This is a genomic window from Paucidesulfovibrio gracilis DSM 16080 (assembly GCF_900167125.1).
GTDB lineage: Bacteria > Desulfobacterota > Desulfovibrionia > Desulfovibrionales > Desulfovibrionaceae > Paucidesulfovibrio > Paucidesulfovibrio gracilis.
Genome location: NZ_FUYC01000003.1, coordinates 82,576 through 102,917, shown reverse-complemented (window position 1 = coordinate 102,917; position 20,342 = coordinate 82,576). Strand labels below are relative to the sequence as shown.

Sequence of the window (20,342 nt, the reverse complement as noted above, 5' to 3'; positions counted from 1 at the left end):
TCGGTCCCCCCTACATTTTGGCAATGGTCACGGCGGAGCCGGTCCAGGCGGACCCACCAGGCTCGGCGCTCACAGTCAGGAGCTTGTAGACATTGCCGCCCTTGCCCTTGGAGAATTCATCCCAGGCGGTGTGACCAAAGCCGAGCGGCGCAGCAACCACGCCGGGCATCACGCCCTCGTCCACAAGAACAAGAGCCTCGCATTCCGCGCCGTTGGCGCTAAGACGCACCTTGGAATTCTGCTTCAAACCATTGGCTGAAGCCGTCTTCGAGTTGACGCGAACATACATGGTTTTACCCTGCAGCTCGGTATCCCGAATGGTGGTCGGGTTATGCGGCGTCGTAGCCACTTTATCTGTTCCAATGTGCAACTGCGTGTAGGCATACAGCGCGGTACCACCGGACTGCTTATCGGCTGCAGCCAGAGCGGAAAGCCCTAAGCCGACCGAATACGATCCAACAGTTCCCACGGCAGCCTCGGCAGCCTCAGCTTTGGCCTCCAACACTTCTTCAAAGGTCTCGTATCCGAGATCCAAGCCCATATCTGCGGCCAGTTCCAGCAGGAACTGCGGTGCACCCTGCACATCCAAAGTCGGCTTGATCACTGGGGACGACGCCACATAGGTAGTATTGGCCACGCCAAAGGGATTTACCAAGTCATCAAAGCGCTCAAAAGGATGGGCTGCGGGCAGAACCAAATCCGCCACCGCCGCCGTTTCGTCCTTGAAGGTACTAAACGACACGGTAAATCCAGCTTTTTCAGCAAGCTGCACACCGTACTGGGGGAGACCAAACACCGGGTTGGCATCATAGACCAAGCAGACTTTAGGAGCGAATGCACCGTCAGCCAACTCGGCAAGCAAGTCCTTTTCGAACCTGGCCACCCGATCCAAAGCGGATCCTACGGCAGTATCGACTTCCGGCAAGGCCACCATGCCACCCTGGGCGTTCAAGCGTCCCAGGAGCATATTCACGATGATACCGGCAGCAGCCGTCGCCGTGCTGTTGGCATAGTCCGCGACAACGACCGGGGCCGAAGCATTGCGGAGCTTGGCAGCCAATTCGGCCAAGGCTTTCTGGGAAACTCCGGTAAGCTTTTCAACTTGAGCCGGAGAGAATTTCGAAGCAAGCAAGCTGCGCAACGAAGCGAAGTCGCCGCTTTCCAGCGTCTTGCCGTCCGTGATCAGATTATACGCCAACCCCAGCAGGAAAGCGGTCATACCCTCGGGATGCACCGGCACCCATTGGTCACATACCGAGGAGGTATGATTCCGGGCGGGTCCAGCGTAAACGTAGGTGGCCGTAGCTTCCTGCCCTGCCGGATGGCTTTCGGCAAAGGCGTTCATGTTGCTGACGGTCGGTCCCCAGGAATCCAGGGCATCGGTACCGGCAAACAACACGAAGTCAGAACCGTCGAGGTCATAGCCGATCTGGCCCTGTCCTCCCATAAGCCCGTTCCAAGCACGCGTGGCGGCCATTTGCGGGCTGGGCATCATGTAATATTTGTCGCTTCCCAGTTCGGCCAGCAACGCGGAGAACACCTCGTTGCCCGACCCGGTATCGTCACCGGACACAACGGCTACCGAGGAACCCGCTGCACCGAGCTTATCAGCCAGCAGTTTTTTTGCATCATCCCAACTGATGGACTCGTACTGCCCGTCCCCGGTCTTGACCATCGGTCCGGCCACCCGAGTTGGGCTGTAGAGCATGGGAACTGCGTCCGCACAGATGGGACACAGGCCGCCCTTGCTCAGAGGATTGTCCTCGTCGCCCGTGGTGGCATAAGGTTCACGCCCCACGGTTTCAACCTGCAAGGCACATCCCGAAGGACACAGCTTGCTGATGGCCTGGACGCGCTCCTCAGCACCTTTTTTGAGTTTCGGAATCCAGCTCCAATTCTGGGTCCAGATAGAAACGTCATCCAAAGTTTTCCAAATCACGGGGGTGACCAGCAGACCAAGCGTGCCACCCACGGAGAATTGTATGAATGCTCTGCGATTCAAACCCATTGCAGCACCCCTTTTCTTACTTGTGGCACACGTAGCAGGCGTTGCTCTGGTGCATCTGAGCATGGCACCGTTCGCACTGCCACATTTTCATGGTCATCTTGCTGTAGCCGCTGATCACATTCTCCTGGAAGGGAGGCGTGTCGGAACGAAGATGAATGTCCTTGAGGTGGCAAAGGTTGCAATTGGTCTCTTCGTCGGCCTCGGCGGCTTCGGCTTCGCCATGATCTCCGCCTTGCGCCGCAGCCATGGTCAGATCGGCATGTGCCTTGTGTGAGAAGAAGACATTGTCCGGCTGGTACTGATAGTTGTACCAGGGCACTTCCTTGCCCTGCGCGAGAAACTTGACGATGAACGCCCGCTCGGCCTTGATGTCCTCCGGTTCCATGCTCAAAATCAAGTAATCCAGCGCTTCAGGCCCCTCATCCTGCGTAAGCACATCCTCGATTTTGTCTGGGCTTCCTGCGGCCTCGACAAGAGCGTCATACAGCTCCTGCCTGTCGCCGATGTCGTGACACATGGCACACTCTTCGTTCGTGGGGAATCCGGCGTAGGTGCCGTCCTCACGGAAGTAGTGACAGTCCTCGCAGAGCATTCCCTGCCCCTCCACGTGTGTCACATGACTGAAGCGGAATGGCTGTTCCTTGTCCTGAAACAGGACGTCGGGGAACAGCACCCACCCCAACACCGCAACCACCAGGAAACCCAGCAGGAACGGAAGGGCTCCACCGTACTGTTTCGATGCTCTCATTTCCTCCATAACCTGCCCCATCACTCCTAGAGTTTTTTGAAAAATCACAAAAAACGGCCAAATGAATTACGTTCCTTTACGGCACAGAACTTTTCCGTGTCAAGAGAATATGAAAAATTTCACGAGGTTTCGAATCCCTTGACCTACCGTAAAGCTCCATACATTTCAGGCAATAAGTCTTTTTACCCCGGGACATTGCTATGCGCAAAAGAATAGCAGAAGGTACGACTCAGGCGGACAAACACCACATGAAAGCATTTTCCCTGTTTCAAGCTGATAAAGTTTTCACAGAATATACGGGTTGCGAGCATGCGAGAGGTTACCCCATCATTCCCCCTCTATTCTTTGTCCACCGGAAACGTAAATGGAGACTCCAAATCCTGAAACCGGGGCTGGCGCGTATCCTTCGCAGACAGTACCGGTCCCTGACCTTGCCAAACCTTGGGCCAGGTAATGCCCAAATCAGGATCGTCCCATCGGATGCCCCCCTCTGTTTCCGGTGCATACGGCGCATCCACTTTATACATAAATTCCGTGTGCTCTGTGAGTGTCAGGTAGCCGTGGGCAAACCCCGCAGGGACGAACAGACGCATAAAATTTTCCGCAGACAGGTGGAACTTCGTCCATCGGCCGAACGTGGGTGATCCCTTGCGGATATCCACCACAACATCCAACACCTCGCCCCGCGTCACCCATATGAGCTTGGATTGAGCGACCGGCGGTGCCTGATAGTGAAGCCCGCGCAGCACCCCGATCCCTTTTGAGTAGGCGTGGTTGTCCTGAACAAACGCAACCGGCAGTTTCCATTCCTCAAACACACGTGCGTTAAAGCTTTCCAAAAAAAAACCCCGATCATCTTGAAAGACTCGCGGCTCAATAATCTTCAGCCCTGGAAACTCCGTTTCACGAACCTGCATTTCTCTTGCTCCCTCAAAACGGCGACTAGGTCGCCAGTCATGAATGCGTTAATGTGTTCCGGTTGTTGGTCTATCGCCTCCCCCGAACTAGCACAAGACGTGCCGAAAAAAAACGAATGTATTCCCTTTTGATCAGCGCAATGCTAATTGCTCTCCAGAACATCGCGGGAGTGCCAATGAACACACTTGACGTCATTCTTTTTTCCTTGATTATTTTACTTGGTTTTCGTGGTCTGCTCCATGGGCTGGCTCTGGAGGCTCTATCCATTGGAGCTGTTTTCTTCGGTCTGCTTGCGGCCCGACATCTCAGTGCATATGTGGCCCCACACCTGGGCGTTCATATCGACAGCCCGGAAACGGTCGAAGCCGCAGCCACTCTGGTCACATTCCTGCTTGCGGTGGGTCTTGTCTGGCTGCTCGGCAAAGGGATTTCCCAGGCTCTGAAGTTCACACCCGCCGGAGCCATTGACCGTGGTCTCGGCGCCGTATTTGGCCTATTCGAAGGCTACACGGTCTGCTCCATGGTCATTCTTATAGTCCGCTCCCTGGCGCCAGGAACCGCGCTGTACCACAACTCCAGCATGGCGCCGTTTTTTATGCCGGGTGTTCGTCTCCTGGAAACGCACCTCCCCGAGGGACTCCTGCGTTTTCTGCACGGTGTGGGATAGCCCCTTTTTTTCCGAAACCTCAACAGTAAACGAACCATCATGTCCAACAACGATTCTTTTCAAAGACTTCGGGAGATCGTAACGATTCTTACCGGACCGGAAGGCTGTCCCTGGGACAAAAAGCAAACCCCTTTGAGCCTCTGCGACTATGTTGTTGAAGAGGCTTTTGAGCTGGTGGACGCCATCCGCTCCGACAATGCTGAGGAAGCACGGGAAGAGCTGGGCGACGTTTTGTTCCTGCTTCTTTTCATCGCGCATTTATATGAATCACAAGGCGACTTCCAGCTCCATGAAGCGCTGGACACTGCTCGGGCCAAAATGGTCCGACGCCATCCCCATGTCTTTTCCGACACGACATTCACCGATCAGGCCGAACTGATGCGTACCTGGGAACAAATCAAGCGCCATGAAAAAGAAAGCGATCAGGGAGAGCTTCCCGGGGTCTTCGATTCCTTGCCCAGCGGACTTCCTCCGCTGCTGAAAGCGTATCGAATCCATTCCAAAGCCGCTCGAGCCGGATTTACCTGGGAAGACGATACCCAGCTGGAAGAGCAACTTGATCAGGAATGGGATGAATGGACCAAGGCTGACCAATCAGGGACCGAACAACAGCGCCAGGAAGAATTCGGCGACTATCTCTTCACCCTGGTTGAACTGGGACGGCGTCGCAGTATCAAGGCCAATGCTGCCCTGGACTTCGCCAACCGCAAGTTCCTCTCCCGCTTTGCCAAAATGGAAGCGTACGCCCGCGCCCAGGGGCAGGAGTTTTCTGATCTAGATTCACAAAAAATGGAAATGTTGTGGAGTCGGGCCAAACAAGAAGAAAAAGAATGAATCAGCCCTAAAGATAGCCGCACTTATCGCCGATAGGACGGTAGGGCGATGTTTTGTCCCGCAAAAGGAGGCCTGCTCATGTCCGGCATCGAAGGGAGTTCCGCAGGCGGGATGGCCGACTGGTCCAATGTGGCCCGTGCGTTGGTCAAGAACCCTCTTGTGGAAATGGGAAAGCCCGGAGGTCTTCTCCCGGGCAGCGAAGCCATGCAAAGCCTGGCTACCCAGTTGAGCCAAGGGCTGCAACTGAAGCTGGCAAACCTTACCGGCGGAGATCCCCTGGCCGACAAGCAAACCATGGGAGCCGCTGTCGTGACACAGACCCTAAATACCATGAACTCCGACCCCATAACCGGAGCCAAAGATCCGAATATGGCATTCCAGGAACAAGTGCTCGGCGCTCATGCCGGGCTGGGTGGAATCGTCAACAAAAACGGATAACCAGCTGGACAGCACGCCCAAACCAAAGCCCCATTCCTTGCATTGAAAAGGAATGGGGCTTCGTTTGTCCTAACGATTTCCGGCAGCAATGAATCAGTGCCACCTTCCATGTCGTCTCGCTACGCAGCGGAACGCTGACGGACCGACATTTTTCTGATGTTATTTTTCAGGGCATAGCACAGGGGATGATCCGAGCCGCATTCGGTTTTGGCTCGCTGCAGGGCCAATCGGAAGCATACTGCGGCTTCCCGCCGCTTTCCCGCCATGAGGTAGACAAGCCCCATATTGCCTTTGGAATACGACTCCAGCTGCACACGTCTGATTTCCCGCGCCAACCGCAAGGCCATAGACAAATTGAGCAACGCCTGTTCCAAACGGCCTTCCCCGGCCGCACGCATGGCACGCCTGTTATAGTCGGCAATGGCTTTCAATTCCGGCATTTCTACCTCCCGCAGGCGCACGCGCCCACTATCAAGTCGGGTCGGGCCGAGACGCAACGCCCGGCGCACTCATCCACTACGTTTTTATACTGTCGGACCTGTTGTCCAATTACCTGAGTATAATTATTGTTTACGGTGCGATACAGCTTATTGTCCGTTCCCACTCGTCCCCTGATCAACTGCAACGCTCTGGCAAACTGTGATCCGGCCTGATTTTCGCGTTCCATCGCCGCATACACAAGTCCCAAATTGTTGGCGGTCTTAGCCTCCAAAATCGGCCCAAGATCATACTCCCGCACCAAGTCCAGGGCCATGCGCAACACACGTTCCGCCAGTTCATGTTCCTGGGCGGCGCATAGCGCCATACCGCTTCGGCACAAGTCGCCGACCCGCCCCAACATCCGGCATCTTCCGCAGGATTTCGAACAACCGCTCATTGCGCCCCCTGGAAAAAGCCTGCAACTTCCGTGGTCCAGGCCAACACGTCATCCTGTTCCGGATCCCCGTCAATTTTCAAGGAAGATCCGACAATATGCGCCCCCAGGTCTTCCGCCCTGGATTCAATGGCATCCACGGCACCGCAAAAAAAAGTGTAATCCGTACTGCCGCAACCAAATACGGCCACAGGCTTTCCTTGCAGCCCGGCCTTGTCCAAATCGTCGAACAATTCGGCAAAGTCGTCCTGCAACTCTATTTCATCGTCTCCCCAGGTGGACGACCCCAACAGCACGGCATCATACCCTTCGGCCATGCCCTCGGCATCTGTTTCCGCAGCGTCCGCCACGGTTACTTCCACTCCCCGGGACCGCAGTGAATCACCGATCCAATCCGCCACTGTCTCCGTATTACCGGTCGTTGAACCATAGACAATCAATGCTTTCATCGTATCGTTCCTTTGCAAGACTGAACGGTTGTATTTATCGCCTGCACAGATTGATAATGAAATTCAATTTCACATGCAAGCAAAAAATATCTTTTGCTGTCCGATCACGACAAAAGAAACGGCATACGTCCAGATAAAACGCTTTTCCTGCAACGATATCACATAAAATTCATTAGGTTAAACACTCATTACGCCTATTCAAGCACCGGTCGGAAATAGAGATACAAGGCCGTTCCCTGTCCGGGGCTGCTCCGCAAATCAATATGCCCACCCATCTCTTCCACCAATTTTTTAATCATGGCCAATCCCAACCCCGTTCCTTCGGGTTTGGTGGAATAAAACGGACTGAACACCTTATCCTGTTCCTCTTCGTCCATGCCCACGCCATGATCCCGAACCCCCAGACGCACGAAATCGTGCCGGCGGTCCAGCACCACTTCGATATCTCCCCCCTCGGGCATGGCCTCCATGGCATTTTTGATCAAATTCACAAGGCACTGTTTTATAGATTCCGCCTCTCCACGAACGGACGGCACATCCTTTTCCACCGCCACGGTAAACGAATAGCCCGCTTGCTGGTATCCAATGCGCATCAATTCGGTGGTGCCATGGATCAAGGTCGCGATATCCACCTCTTCCACCGGCATGTTTCCTGGACGAGCAAAATTTAGGATGCTGGAAAGCAATCCCTCCAAACGCGCTGTTTCTTCTGCAATAATGCGTATTTTTTCCTGTTCCTTCTCGGAAAGATTGGACGATCGCAACAGGGAACGGGTAAATCCACCGATGGCGCAAAGCGGGTTGCGTATTTCATGGGCCAGGTACGTAGACATCTCCCCCACCACGGCCAGTTTTTCCGTCTGGCGAAGCTGCTGCTCCCGATGCGTACGGGCCGTAATGTCCCGATGCATCATCATTACATGGGTCAATGCGCCGCTTCGGCCAAACACCGGATAAGAATAAACGCGATAGTAGAGAAGCCGCCCCCCGGCACTCACACGATTGACGAGCGCTTCAGCCTTGCGGCGGGTCCGCAACGTCTCACCCAAAGGACACGCGGTGTCGTATTCGGGACAAAACGGCTTGCCATCACGTTTGGTAAGCACCTGCCAGCAAGGTTTTCCCGTTAATTCGGATTTCGCCTTGCCGGTTCGTCGCCAGACATTGCGATTCATATCCACGACATTGCCGTCCAAATCGAGCAACATGATGTCCTCGCGGACTTCATCAATGATGGCCTGCAATAAATGCCGCTGCCGATCCAGATCATTGCTGAACCGGGTGTTGGCTCTGGCCATGTCATGCAACCCGCAAATAAAAATAGCGGCATCCTGATCCACAATGGACACTCCTGTGTCCAGTAAATCATGCACGGCATGCCCAACCACCCGCTCCCCGGTAAGATCCACCACCATGTTCATCTCCGGGTGGGCGTGAATAAGTTTTCTTAAACTTGGATAAACAGGAATATTCAACGAGCGGGCATACGCAACCTTTTGGGTTCCCGGGCCATGCCGGACAACGCCCAAAATTTCCACAGGAGGGAGAAATTCCAAAAAAAGAGGATTCCTGGCAACGTCCAGAAGAGCCATAAAGCCCGGACCGGTTCCAAGAACGCCCACGCGAAACACTCGCTCCCCATCATCCCACAGGCAGGCAACGCTTTCTGTCAGGTTTTCCGGATCAGTTTGAAGATTTTTCAGGCGGGTAACGTTGGAATCGGACATGCGGACCTCCTTTGCCCTCCGCATACCCGGATTACGTACCCTTGTCTCCGCCGTTAGCCGGGGAGCAACAGGGATTATTTGGGGACTCGCACTCCATTGCGGCGATAATAGGCACGTGCCGCCTCATCCACCGGAGTAAAAGAAGGAGAAAATCGCTCGGCCGAGTTTCGGGCGCAGCGCATGAAGCAACGGTCGTGCGCGGCCTGCAAACGCATGCGCCGCGCATACTCCGCCTGCGTCTCAATACCACTGTACCGTGGAAATGCTGGACATTGTGCCCGACAAGCCCGTTCCTGCGCTTTCCAGTCCGCTGGGAATCCATCGGAGGGCATCGCCAAACACAACAACAGCACCGAAGCCACAACCGCCATGTTTTTTCGACTATTCCACATAGTAAAACGTTCCGTTGTTGGTCACGATCACACCATAATCCGGTTCCGGAGGCCACTCTCCCCCGATGTTCGGGGAGCTGTTGAGTCGCTCCATCCCCAACACCAGAAGCACGGTAATCACAATGCAAATCAGGCTCAGCCGCACGTAAATCTCCACAGGATATTGAAGAGGAATGTTTTTCCGCACAAAACCTTCAGCAAAATTCATTCCCCGCCCACTCTTTCGCGGCATCCCGAAATACGTTAAACCTTTCCTGACGAATTCATTTTGTAAAACCATCAACCGTACCTTTCGGGGGATTTCCCATGTCCGCAACCGCTCTGGCCGCCAAAGCCAAAGACGTGAAAAACATTCTCATCATTTTGCTGCTGCTTGTCGTGGCCGTGGAAACCTTCCTGCTCCTCGGCGGCAACGCGTCCAAAGTGGGGACAAAAGATGATCCCGCCAACATTGCAGTAACGGAAACGACCATCAATATTGCGGATCGTCGGGACATCACCCTGGAGTTCAGCTACCCTCTGGGCAAAGGACGCCAAGGCCAACCAGTGGAAGCGCCTGCGGTGATCTCCCCCGACCATCCCGGAGAATGGCATTGGACCGGCCCGTACAGCATGACCTACCGTGCGGAGGAGCCTTTCCAGCTGGCCACCCGCTACACTGTCAAGCTGCACCCGGAAAAATTTTTAAAAGAAGGGCAAACCTTTACCGGTGATCGAAAAATCCGGTTCAAGACCGGCAATTTTTCCATGGACGCCCTGAAGCTTCACGCCACACCGGCGGAAGGCGGTCCCACACTAATCCACTTGGAAGGTTCGATTCGCTTTAACGCTCCGGTCCTGCCTGAAGATTTCCTTAACGCCGTATCCCTCAACGATCCTCTTTCGGAAACCCCGCTGGAAATTACGGTGCTGAACGGATGGCGCAGCCGAGAGATCAATTTTCGCAGCGCCCCCGTGGAAAAGCTCCCCCAACCAAGAGAGCTGACCCTGCGCATTTCCGGCAAGCTCCGGCCCCAGCCCGGCAGCCTCGCGTTGGGACACGACGAGGTACGGACCTTCCCGGTTGTGCTTGACCCGGTACTGCATGCCCAATCTGTGGACAACGTCCCTCAGGGAAACCATTTCAACATCAAAATTGATCTTTCCACCGCGGTTGATTCCAAACGGAGCGAAAGCTTCGTTCAGGTGACGCCGCCTACGGAATACCGTCTCACCAGCGACGGCAACAGCTTGTTCCTGCGTGGCGAATTTATGCCCGGTCAGGAGTACCAAGTCCGCTTGCAAGAGGGCTTGCGCGCCGTGGACGGCGCGGTCCTCCAGGAAGCCTGGAATGGTTCGCTACGCATGCCGGACCTGCCTCCATCAGCCGGATTTGTTGATGACGGCATGTTCCTCTCCCGAAACGGAGCACGAAACCTCTCCCTGGAAACCGTAAACACGGACCGTGTGGAACTCACCGTGGACCGTGTCTACCGCAACAACCTGTTCTGGCTTTTCGCGGACTACGGTTGGACCATCTTCGACCCCGATTTCAATCCGTCCGGACTGAACCAATCTCTCGGGGACAGGATCAAGGAGCGAAGCCTGCACGTTTCCGCCCGCAAAAACGAACCGGTGCGGACCAGCGTTGACCTTGGCGACGTCATCCAGGGCAATGCACCAGGCTTTTACCGTGTTGGAATGACGCTGCCCGGTTCCTGGTGGGGCAAGCAGCGCTGGGTATTGGTCACGGACCTGGGCATGGTGGCCAAACGTGGAACCAATGAGCTGCTCGTCTGGGTCAATTCCTTTTCCACTTTGGCCCCTCAACCCGGTGTGCGCATGACGTTGCGCTCCCAGCGCAACCAAGTGCTCGCGCAAGGGCGCACCGACGGCAACGGACTCTGGCGGGTTCGGGATCTGAACGCCCGTCTCGACGGTGAACAGGCCTTTTTGATTACAGCGGAGCAGGGTGACGACTTCAGTTTCCTGCTTCCTGACAGCTTCCGGGTGGACACGACAGGACTGGATGTCGGAGGCAGTGGTTTTTCACAACGCGGACTGAGTGCGTTCCTCTACGGGGAGCGGGACATCTATCGGCCCGGGGAAACCATGCAGGGTGCCGCGATCATCCGGGACCAACGCCTTCAAGCTCCGCCTTCCCTGCCGCTGACGCTGCGCCACATCGACCCGGAAGGGCGTGTGTTGGATACCAGGATCCTGCGCACCAACAAGCAAGGGCTGGTGGACTTTTCCAGAGAGATTCCCGAATACGCGCTGACCGGCCACTATATCGCCCAGCTTGAGGCTGGCGGCGAGGCCATCGGCCAATACCGCTACCAAGTGGAAGAATTCGTTCCGGACAGAATCAAAGTGACCATTCGTCCCGGCATGGAAATGGCCACCCCCGGAAGTGAGCTGACTTACGATGTGGAAAGCCGCTACCTCTTTGGTCCTCCGGCCCAGGGGTTGAATCTGGAAACACGCGTGATGCTCCGGCCCATGGCTTTCGGACCGGCCGGATACCGCGATTTCGTTTTCGGCGATCCGGACAAAAAATTTCCCAACACGGAAATCTTTGCACTGGAAGACGCCAGCCTCAATGAAAAAGGAACCCAAAGCTTTCGCGTCAGCATTCCCGAGGGGCTTACTCCTCCCGCGGCGCTGGAGGCCCATATCACGGCCAGGGTCCGGGAACACGGCGGTCGTGGCGTGAGCGGCGCACAGGGCGTTCCGGTTCATGTTTATCCAAGATACCCAGGACTGGGCGTACTGGATCGAAACGCCTACACCCCCGGCGAGCCTGTGGTTTTTCGCTACGTCCTGATCACACCGGACGGCACCCCTGCTGAGGGACAACTCAAAGCCGGCCTGTACAAAGACGAATGGCAGACCGTAGTACGCAGAACCCCTTCCGGCGGTTTTCGCTATGAATCCAGCCGCGATCCGCAACTCATTGACGACCTGACGATTCAGGCTCCCAAGAGCGCGGGCGAAGAACGAGCCGTGGGCAGCTTCCGCTTCACTCCTGAAGAATTCGGCAGCTACCGCGTCATGCTGACCGATACAGAAACGGGTGCCTCCTCGGAACTTTCCTTCTACTGCGGCGGATGGGGTTTCTCTCCCTGGGCCATGGAAAACCCGGCCCGAATCGACATTCAGGCCGACAAGGATGAATACCGTGCCGGGGACACAGCCACGTTCCAATTGCGGACGCCCTTTTCCGGCAAGGCGCTGGTCACGGTGGAAAGCCGTGAGGTGCTTGAAACAAGAATCGTGAATGTTACCGGAAACACGGCTCAGGTCCGCTTTCAGGCCAAGGCTGCGTATGCCCCCAACGTATACGTAACCGCCATTTTGCTTCGACAGGCAGGAGAGCTGCGATCAGGAGAGGCGGCACGCGCATTCGGCGCTGTTCCCTTCAACGTTAATCGCGCCACGAACCAGCTGTCTGTGGGAGTCAAGGCTCCTGAACAAGTTCAACCCGGCGAATCCATCGAAGTGACCGCCACCACTGCGCCGGGCAGCGCAGTGACCATTGCGGCCGTCGATGAAGGCATTTTGCGACTCATCGCGCAAAAAACGCCCAACCCCTTTGAATTCTTCTACGCCAAACGGCGTCTGGACGTGGACAGCTTCGACATCTTCTCCATGCTCTTCCCCGAGCCGAATGTGGAAGGCAACGCCCCGGCAGGCGGTGGGCGCATGATGGCGGCCATGGCCGATTACGCCCGGACAGAGGGCATCAGCCGGGTCAAGCCGGTCACTTTCTGGTCCGGTCCGCTTACAGCTGATGCCCAGGGCGTTGTACATTTCGCGGCCAGAGCACCGGAAGGTTTCCAGGGCGGTCTGCGCATTATGGCTGTTGCCGCGGACGGCTCACGCTTCGGCTCCGGCAGCATGGTCACGCGCATCAAAAGCCCGATCTCCGCAACGCCTACTTTCCCGCGATTCCTGGCACTGGACGAGCAAGCCATCGTCCCCGTGACTGTGCGCAACGACACCACAGAAGAACAAATCATCACTCTCAACGTCTCTGTGGAAGGCCCGGCCGACATTGCCGAACACACCCAGGACGTAACCGTGCGCGCCGGACGGGAGCAAACCATTCCCCTGTCCGTGCAGTCCGCGCTTGAGGAGGGCACCGCGCGGTTCACCGTCTCCGCCGATAATGGGGAAACAACGTTCCGCACCACGACGGATGTCCCGGTCCGGACGGCCTACCCCTTTGAATATCGCAAAACAGCCGGTACGTTGAAGGAGCAATCCCTCGTCCTCCCCGAGACCTCCGCGCAACTGGTTCCATCCACCGTCCGACGGGAGCTGCATGCAGGCTCCTTGCCGCTGATCCGCTACAGTTCGGATTTGCGTGACCTGCTCGCCTACCCGTACGGCTGCGCTGAGCAGATCGCTTCCCGCGCCTTCCCTCTGCTCCGATTCGGGGAACTGGCTTCCACCCTTGCTCCGGACCTCGTCTCAACGCATGGCCCGGAATTCATGGTTCAGGATGCCCTGCAGCGCCTCATGTCCATGCAAACGGGCGACGGTGGGTTCGCTTTTTGGCCGGGCATGTATGAATCCGATGCATGGTTGAGCCTATATGTCACCCACTTCCTGATTGAAGCCCAACGCGCTGGATTTACCGTGCCGAACACCTGTCTGGATCCCGCGCTTTCCTACACGGCTTCCCTTGTAAAAAACCAAAATCCAAGACAACAATCAGGTCTGGAGCGCATAACCTACGGTCTGTACACCCTGGCCCGAAGCGGCGTCCCGGATCGGGGCATGATGCATTTCCTTGCGGAACAACACCGCGATCAACTTGATGCCCAGACCGGAACACTCCTGGCCTCGGCCTTCGCCTCGGTCGGGGACATGGAAACCTACGACACACTGCTTGCCAAGGTTGAACAACTTCCTGAAGGGGAACGTGAACGGGGTGGCAATCTCGGTTCTCCGCTTCGTGATCAGGCGCTCATCCTTCTGGCGCTTCTGGACACGGCTCCCGACGATCCCCGCGTGGCCCCCGCGGTGCAAAAGGTTTCGGAACTCATGGCACAAGGCACTCACACCACACAGGAAAACGCCATGGGACTCTGCGCTCTAGGCGCATTTTTCAAGCGCCAACGCTCGCATACGCCATTTAATGGCAGAATCCTTTTGAACGATACGGAGCTGGGTACTTTCACCAATGAAGAACCGCTGCACCTTCGGGATGTCGGTCCGGGAGAGTTGCGTATTGAACTGGATGCTCCGGCAGCACCCGGCGCCGTGCTCTACAGCCTGCAGACACGAGGCGCTGCCGACGCCGACAGCTACCAACCGGCCTCCCAGGGAATGGAAGTCCGACGCAGCCTGCTGGACCGCGACGGCGCGCCTGTTTCGGACCAGATCACTCAAGGGGATCTGCTGGTCATGAAGCTGGATATCCGCAGTCGGGCCGGTACGCTGCCGCATCTGGCCATCCAGGCCTTGCTCCCTACGGGGCTTGAAGTGGAAAACCCACGCCTGGCAACCACGGAACGTCTGGACTGGATGAAGGAACAACCCTTCAACGCCGTGTATCAAGATCTGCGGGACGACAGGGTGCTCTTCTTCGGTGATCTGCCCTTTGATACGGAACATCCCGATGAATGGCAGAGTCTGTATGTCCTGGTTCGAGCCGTGACCTCCGGCCGATTCACACTCCCGCCGGTCCGTGCCGAGGTGATGTATGACCCGGGTGTCTTTGCTCAGAGTGAAACCGGCACCCTGGACGTGGCCAAGGACTTCTAAATGCGGTTGATACGTCGCGCCTTCGGCATCGGATCCCGATCCGGTCCGATACCGAAGGCGCTCCACCGCCTCGCGCTCGCGGGAATCAGCACGCTGCTCTGCGCTTGGCTGATCTTTTTGGCGCTCAATACCATTTTCCCTTTTCCGGAAGCCGCGCTTCACCGCCCTCCAGCCCGACTGGTGCAGGATCGCGACGGCAACACGCTCCGCGCCTTTCTTGCTCTGGACGGACAATGGCGCTTTCCCGTCACGCTGGAAGAGGTCTCCCCGATCATGGTTCAGACGTTGCTGCGCTCCGAAGATCAATGGTTCCACTTCCACCCGGGGGTGAATCCGCTGGCCATTCTCCGTGCGGTCAAGGACAATCTTCTTACCGGGCGGGTGGTCAGCGGTGGTTCCACCATTGCCATGCAAGTGGCCCGACTGGCGGAACCGCGCCCCAGGACATTGCGTTCCAAACTGATCGAAGCCTTCCGAGCGCTCCAGTTGCGCTGGAATCATACCTCGGAGGAAGTTCTTGAATTCTGGCTCAATATGGCGCCGTTCGGCGGCAACATCGTGGGTGTTGGCGCGGCATCCCGATTTTACTTCGACAAAACCCCGGACCGACTCTCCCAGGGTGAAGCGGCTCTGCTCACGGCCCTGCCACGGGCACCAAACACGTATAACCCGGTTCGCCGCCCCGACGCGGCCTTGAACGTCCGATCTCGCGTTCTGCAACGCCTGACCAATGACTTCCCAGAAAAACAACGAGAAAAGGCCCGCAGGGAACCGCTCCCCACACGACTCACCCCACTCCCCATGCATGCGCCGCATTTTGCCCGAGCCGCATTGTCCCACATTTCCGGGTCTCAGCTGCGAACAAGCCTAGATCTGCATGCGCAGCAACTGGCTGAGGAAGTGGTCCGTTCCCACACCAGCGGACTGCGCGAACAAGGACTTGAGTCTCTCGCTGTGGTGGCGCTTGATTCCGCCACACGGGAGATCCGGGCCATGGTGGGTTCGCCCGCGTTTTTCGACGATGAGCATTCCGGGCAAATCAACGGTACCCTGATTCTGCGTTCCCCGGGATCCACCCTCAAACCTTTCCTTTTTGCCCAGGCCATGGATATGGGGCTAACGTTTCCCGAAGCCTTGTTGCTCGACATCCCTACAGATTATTCCGGATATGCGCCTGAAAATTACGACGGAGCGTTTCGCGGGGCAGTGACGGCAAGATACGCGCTGTCCCATTCGTTAAACGTTCCGGCCGTTCGGCTCCTTGCCCGCGTGGGACTGGATAATTTTCTGGCATTGCTGCGCTCGGGCGGCTTGTCCGGCTTGAACCAACCTTCCTCCCATTACGGGCTGCCCCTGGTGCTTGGAGGCGGGGAAGTTTCCCTTCTGGATCTCGTCAATCTCTACGCAACGTTGGCCCAGGGCGGTACGCACGAATCCGTGCGCTTTGCCCCGATTGCCAAAAGGAAAAAGGGCAAACGACTGTTTTCCCGTGAAGCCTGCCATCTGGTCACCAGCATGCTTGCGGAAGTGGAACGCCCGGACATGCCCGGCACCTGGGCGCTCACAGCCTCGGCTCCTGAAGTCGCCTGGAAAACAGGCACCTCATTCGGACACCGGGATGCCTGGGCCGTGGGCTATTCCGGCCGCTATACCATCGGCGTGTGGGTCGGCAATCTTGACGGACACGCCACCAAGGGAATTTCCGGGGCCACCCACGCCGGACCAGTGCTGTTCGACCTGTTCCGACGGTTGGAAGACAGCGCGGCCACGCTTCCAGAATTTGCCCCACTTGAACTGTCGGAGGTGGAACTGTGCGCCAGGAGCCGTAAATTGCCCCGCACCGAATGTCGGCGTATTACAGCTACGATTCTCCCCGGCCGCACCATATTGGAACCGGACGACTGGAATGTACGGATTTTCATTGACGACGCTACCGGACTGCGCCTTGACGGCGGCTGCCTGGCTGGTCGCGATTACCACTCGAAAATCATCACCCAGTACCCGCCTGCTCTGGCTGCATGGCGGATCGAAACCGGGCTTGACGTCCCCCAAATGCCTTCACTGCATCCGGACTGTGCCATTCGGCCGGATGCGGGTTCGCTTCGCATCGTTTCTCCTGACCCCGGCACGCCGTATCACTTACGGCCGGATACCCCGTCCCGCTACCAACGCATCCCGCTTGCCGCGGATGCCCCCCCGGACAGCGGTAAACTGTATTGGTTTTTGGACGGCACATTAATTGGTACAACAGACCAGGAACAACCATTCTTTTTGGATCCACCAGCCACAGGAAAACATAAAATCGCGGTTCAGGACGACCAAGGTCGCTGGGATAGTCTCCACTTTACTGTGGAGTAATGGCACCGGCCAACACAACGTTCCGCCAGGGCCATTTCCCTCCCCGCCCCGTTGTGGCCCTCTCCGACATGGATGTCCTTTCGTGGCTTGATCCGCTCGTATGTTTTCCTCAACGCCTTTTCTTCACGCAAATGAATCGTAACCACAAAAAATTCCAGCCCGCTGCGTGACGACACGACATGTGGACTGGAATGATCCCCGCGATGCAACGGGTTGCCTACGAGGGCTGACCGTTACGGCGTGTTCTGCATCTGCTGAATATATTCCTCGGGCCAATGCACCGGACTGGGATTCCCGTCGATGATGGCCTGTTTCGCATCCTCGCCCAGATGAAACTTGTTTTTGATGAAGCTCGTGTACAGACCAGCCTGGTCAATGTCCCCAATAAGGATACATCCGACCAGCACGTCACCGTCAAAAACAACCTTGCAATAGACGGAATCCTCCTCATGAACCTGAGAATGCACTTCCAATCCGCTATCCGGCAATGGGGTGGAATTGCCCACGGCCACGGTGGGAAGGCCGTAATAGGTGATGGAGTTCATGGAAAGACCGCCCGAATAATGTTCCGGTTCACCAGCCATGTTCCGTCCGGCATACCTCCCCTGGGTATACGCGTTGGGCCAGATGGGACGAACCGTATATTCTCCGGTGAGCATATCCAATGCCTCGGCCACATCTCCGGCCGCGAAAATGCGTTCATCGGTGGTCCGCAAGGTATCGTCCACGACAATCCCTTGATTGACCTTCAGATCTGCGGACTCGGCCAGATCCTTGCTTGGACGAACGCCGGCCGCAACGATGACGACGTCGGCGGGTACAAATCCCTTGTCTGTGTCCACGCCCTCGATGGTCCCGTCATGCCTCCGCACGATGGCCCGCGTTCCGGCTTCCTGCTTGAATGAAAGACCGTGCTTTTCAAGATGCCGCACCACCATGTCACCTGCAATCTCATCAAAGTAGGCACGCATGATTCGGGAACGGACAATCAACGTGACAGGAATCCCTTTTTCCGCGAATCCTTCCGCCGCCTTGAGCGCGATCAGCCCCGCTCCCACGACCGCCACGCTCTGCACGGAATCAGAAATCTCGCGCAATTGTTCGGCATGGCTGATGGTGGTGAAATGATACACGCCCGGTCCATCCACTCCCGGAAAATTCGGCGTTACAGGAGTGCCGCCCGTTGCGAGCAGCAACCGGTCATAGCTGACGTGTTCTCCGGACTGGAGGATGATGGACCGGGCTTCCCGGTCCACGGCGACCACATTGGAGGCAAGTTTCATTTCAACGGCGTTGCGCTGGTACCACTCCTCGGGACGAAACGGCATGGTTTCCAGTTTAATTTTATCTGCCAAATAATATGATATGAGGGGACGGCCATACGTTGGTACGGACTCATTGCTCACGACAACAATTTCGCCAGAGGGATCGCGGCTGCGAATCCCCTCGATGGCTCCTATGGCGGAAACGCCATTGCCGACAATTACGTACTTCATTCCAGATGCTCCCAAAGCATATTTTCACATTTTTGCGAATCTAAATAGCTACTGAGTGACTGTTTACCCTGTTCATAGTCATTTTTAGTAAAAAAATCTACAAAAACCTTCCACCTTGCCCCCGGCCACGCCTTGCCGTATGACTAGAATCCCAAGGGGCAAGCGTGTACTTGCATCCGCGAACGAGAAACGCTATGCAATGCCCTCTCGTGAATCCTGTCCTGGAGACGTACCACCGTGAACAAACACAAAGTCCTTATCGCCAATCGCGGCGAGATCGCCGTTCGTATTATGGAAGCCTGCCACGACCTGGGGCACGACTTCGTCGCCGTGTATACCGCCGAAGACCAAGCTTCCGGCCACGTGGAAACCGCCCGCACCCTGGGTGGAGAACACTGCGCCTACCGCATCAGCTCCTACAACGATGCCGGTGAAATATTCAGCGTGGCGGACGCGGCCCAAGCCACCGCCATTCACCCCGGCTACGGTTTCTTTTCCGAAAACTATCGCTTTGCCCGGCGGGTGGTGCAACGTCAGCGCCCCATGATTTTCATCGGGCCGTCGTGGTGGGTCATCCGAGATTTGGGTGACAAGATCAACACCAAACGCCTGGCGCGCAGCCTGAATGTCCCCACGGTTCCCGGCTCTGACCGGGCCATTTATGATGAACTGGAAGCTGAGGAAATCGCTGAAAATTTGTTCGATTTCCAAGAAGCCCAAGGCATTTCCTGCCCCGTGGTGCTCGTCAAGGCTTCGGCTGGCGGCGGCGGCATGGGTATCGACGAAGTGCCGGATATGGACCGGTTCCGGCAAATCTATCGCCGTATCCGTAACTATTCCATGCGCCAGTTCAACGACGAGGGCGTGCTCATCGAACAGCGCGTCTTTGACTTCAACCATCTGGAAGTGCAAATCGTCTCCGAACGCTCAGGCCAACGGCACGTCACTTTCGGCACCCGGAACTGCTCCGTGCAGAGTCCGGGACGCCAAAAACGCATTGAAACCGCCCCGGGCTTCTACCCGGACGGCATCACCTATTCCTTTGACGCCCAAAAAGTTCTTGACGACATTACGGACTACTCCCTGCGCATGGCGGAAGCCATCAAGTACGACAGCGTAGGAACATGGGAATGGATCGTCACACCCAAGGGCGACCCCTTCCTTCTTGAAGTGAATACTCGCATACAGGTCGAAAACGGGGTTTCCGCCGCCATCGCCCGCATTCACGGCAAGGACGGGGTAAACCTGCTGCGGGAGCAAATCCGGCTGGCGCTGGGCGACCCCATGGGGTATTCCCAAAAGGACATCACCTTCGAAGGGGTCAGCATCGAATACCGCATCATCGCCGAGGATACCACCAATCGCTTTCAACCCTGGGTCGGACAAATTGATACTTTTCAGTGGAAAAGCGCTCCCTGGCTGACAATGCACACCCATGTTCCCACGGATCGGGCTTATCAAATCCCCACGGAGTACGACCCCAACCTGGCCCTGGCCATTGTTTGGGGCGCGGATTTGGAAGAAGCCAAGGCCCGCGGCATGGTCGCACTGGACGGCGTTGACTTGCAAGGCAACGATACCGCCGGTCTGGAGCTTAAATCCAACCTCGACTTTCTGCGTACCAACAACAAGGGACTGTTGGAATTTTAATCCGACAAAACCGTGCTGTTCCCGATCGA

At 56.6% G+C, this 20,342-nt stretch carries 15 protein-coding genes; 6 read left to right on the top strand and 9 right to left on the bottom strand.

Annotated elements, in window-relative coordinates; all coding sequences use genetic code 11:
* Positions 1–10 precede the first annotated feature (10 nt).
* From qrcB to rfbC, 3 genes are all read right to left on the bottom strand, one after another.
* Positions 11–2,008, bottom strand: a complete 1,998-nt coding sequence (gene qrcB / locus B5D49_RS04720) for a menaquinone reductase molybdopterin-binding-like subunit QrcB (protein WP_078716527.1) — start codon at positions 2,006–2,008, stop codon at positions 11–13.
* 16 nt (positions 2,009–2,024) lie between these two features.
* Positions 2,025–2,765, bottom strand: a complete 741-nt coding sequence (locus tag B5D49_RS04715; protein WP_078716804.1) for a cytochrome c3 family protein — start codon at positions 2,763–2,765, stop codon at positions 2,025–2,027.
* A 329-nt stretch (positions 2,766–3,094) separates the two neighbouring features.
* The gene (rfbC, locus tag B5D49_RS04710) at positions 3,095–3,673 is read right to left on the bottom strand and encodes a dTDP-4-dehydrorhamnose 3,5-epimerase (RefSeq protein WP_078716526.1); all 579 of its coding nucleotides are present in this window, start codon (positions 3,671–3,673) and stop codon (positions 3,095–3,097) included.
* A gap of 176 nt (positions 3,674–3,849) precedes the next feature.
* Between rfbC and B5D49_RS04705 the strand changes: the two genes are divergently transcribed.
* The 3 genes from B5D49_RS04705 to B5D49_RS04695 all read left to right on the top strand — a co-directional run bounded on the left by B5D49_RS04705 (position 3,850) and on the right by B5D49_RS04695 (position 5,613).
* Positions 3,850–4,341, top strand: coding sequence for a CvpA family protein (locus B5D49_RS04705; protein WP_159447131.1), 492 nt, complete (start codon positions 3,850–3,852; stop codon positions 4,339–4,341).
* 39 nt (positions 4,342–4,380) lie between these two features.
* Positions 4,381–5,175 (top strand): nucleoside triphosphate pyrophosphohydrolase, encoded by a 795-nt coding sequence (gene mazG / locus B5D49_RS04700; protein WP_078716524.1) that lies wholly within the window; start codon positions 4,381–4,383, stop codon positions 5,173–5,175.
* Between the two features lie 78 nt (positions 5,176–5,253).
* On the top strand, positions 5,254–5,613 hold the full coding sequence (locus tag B5D49_RS04695; protein WP_078716523.1) for a hypothetical protein: 360 nt from the start codon (positions 5,254–5,256) through the stop codon (positions 5,611–5,613).
* 119 nt (positions 5,614–5,732) lie between these two features.
* Here B5D49_RS04695 and B5D49_RS04690 read toward each other — a convergent pair whose 3' ends face one another.
* The 5 genes from B5D49_RS04690 to B5D49_RS04670 all read right to left on the bottom strand — a co-directional run bounded on the left by B5D49_RS04690 (position 5,733) and on the right by B5D49_RS04670 (position 9,263).
* Positions 5,733–6,053, bottom strand: a complete 321-nt coding sequence (locus B5D49_RS04690; RefSeq protein ID WP_078716522.1) for a tetratricopeptide repeat protein — start codon at positions 6,051–6,053, stop codon at positions 5,733–5,735.
* Positions 6,054–6,055: 2 nt separating this feature from the next.
* Complete coding sequence (locus B5D49_RS04685; RefSeq protein ID WP_144019163.1) at positions 6,056–6,490, bottom strand: tetratricopeptide repeat protein; 435 nt, start codon at positions 6,488–6,490, stop codon at positions 6,056–6,058.
* Entirely contained in the window at positions 6,487–6,936 is a 450-nt protein-coding gene (locus B5D49_RS04680; RefSeq protein ID WP_078716520.1) for a flavodoxin, read from the bottom strand. Before B5D49_RS04680 ends, B5D49_RS04685 begins: the two co-directional genes overlap by 4 nt.
* Before the next feature lie 194 nt (positions 6,937–7,130).
* On the bottom strand, positions 7,131–8,663 hold the full coding sequence (locus B5D49_RS04675; protein WP_078716519.1) for a two-component system sensor histidine kinase NtrB: 1,533 nt from the start codon (positions 8,661–8,663) through the stop codon (positions 7,131–7,133).
* A 381-nt stretch (positions 8,664–9,044) separates the two neighbouring features.
* Positions 9,045–9,263 (bottom strand): hypothetical protein, encoded by a 219-nt coding sequence (locus B5D49_RS04670; protein ID WP_078716518.1) that lies wholly within the window; start codon positions 9,261–9,263, stop codon positions 9,045–9,047.
* 98 nt (positions 9,264–9,361) lie between these two features.
* Between B5D49_RS04670 and B5D49_RS04665 the strand changes: the two genes are divergently transcribed.
* Entirely contained in the window at positions 9,362–14,809 is a 5,448-nt protein-coding gene (locus tag B5D49_RS04665; protein ID WP_078716517.1) for an alpha-2-macroglobulin family protein, read from the top strand.
* On the top strand, positions 14,810–17,167 hold the full coding sequence (gene pbpC / locus B5D49_RS04660; RefSeq protein WP_078716516.1) for a penicillin-binding protein 1C: 2,358 nt from the start codon (positions 14,810–14,812) through the stop codon (positions 17,165–17,167).
* A 233-nt stretch (positions 17,168–17,400) separates the two neighbouring features.
* Here the strand turns inward: pbpC and B5D49_RS04655 are convergent, their stop codons facing one another.
* The gene (locus B5D49_RS04655) at positions 17,401–18,663 is read right to left on the bottom strand and encodes an NAD(P)/FAD-dependent oxidoreductase (protein ID WP_078716515.1); all 1,263 of its coding nucleotides are present in this window, start codon (positions 18,661–18,663) and stop codon (positions 17,401–17,403) included.
* 237 nt (positions 18,664–18,900) lie between these two features.
* On the opposite strand from B5D49_RS04655, the gene B5D49_RS04650 reads away from it, so the two are divergent.
* Positions 18,901–20,313: a biotin carboxylase N-terminal domain-containing protein gene (locus tag B5D49_RS04650; RefSeq protein ID WP_268802025.1), complete on the top strand. Its 1,413-nt coding sequence runs from the start codon at positions 18,901–18,903 to the stop codon at positions 20,311–20,313.
* Positions 20,314–20,342 lie beyond the last annotated feature (29 nt).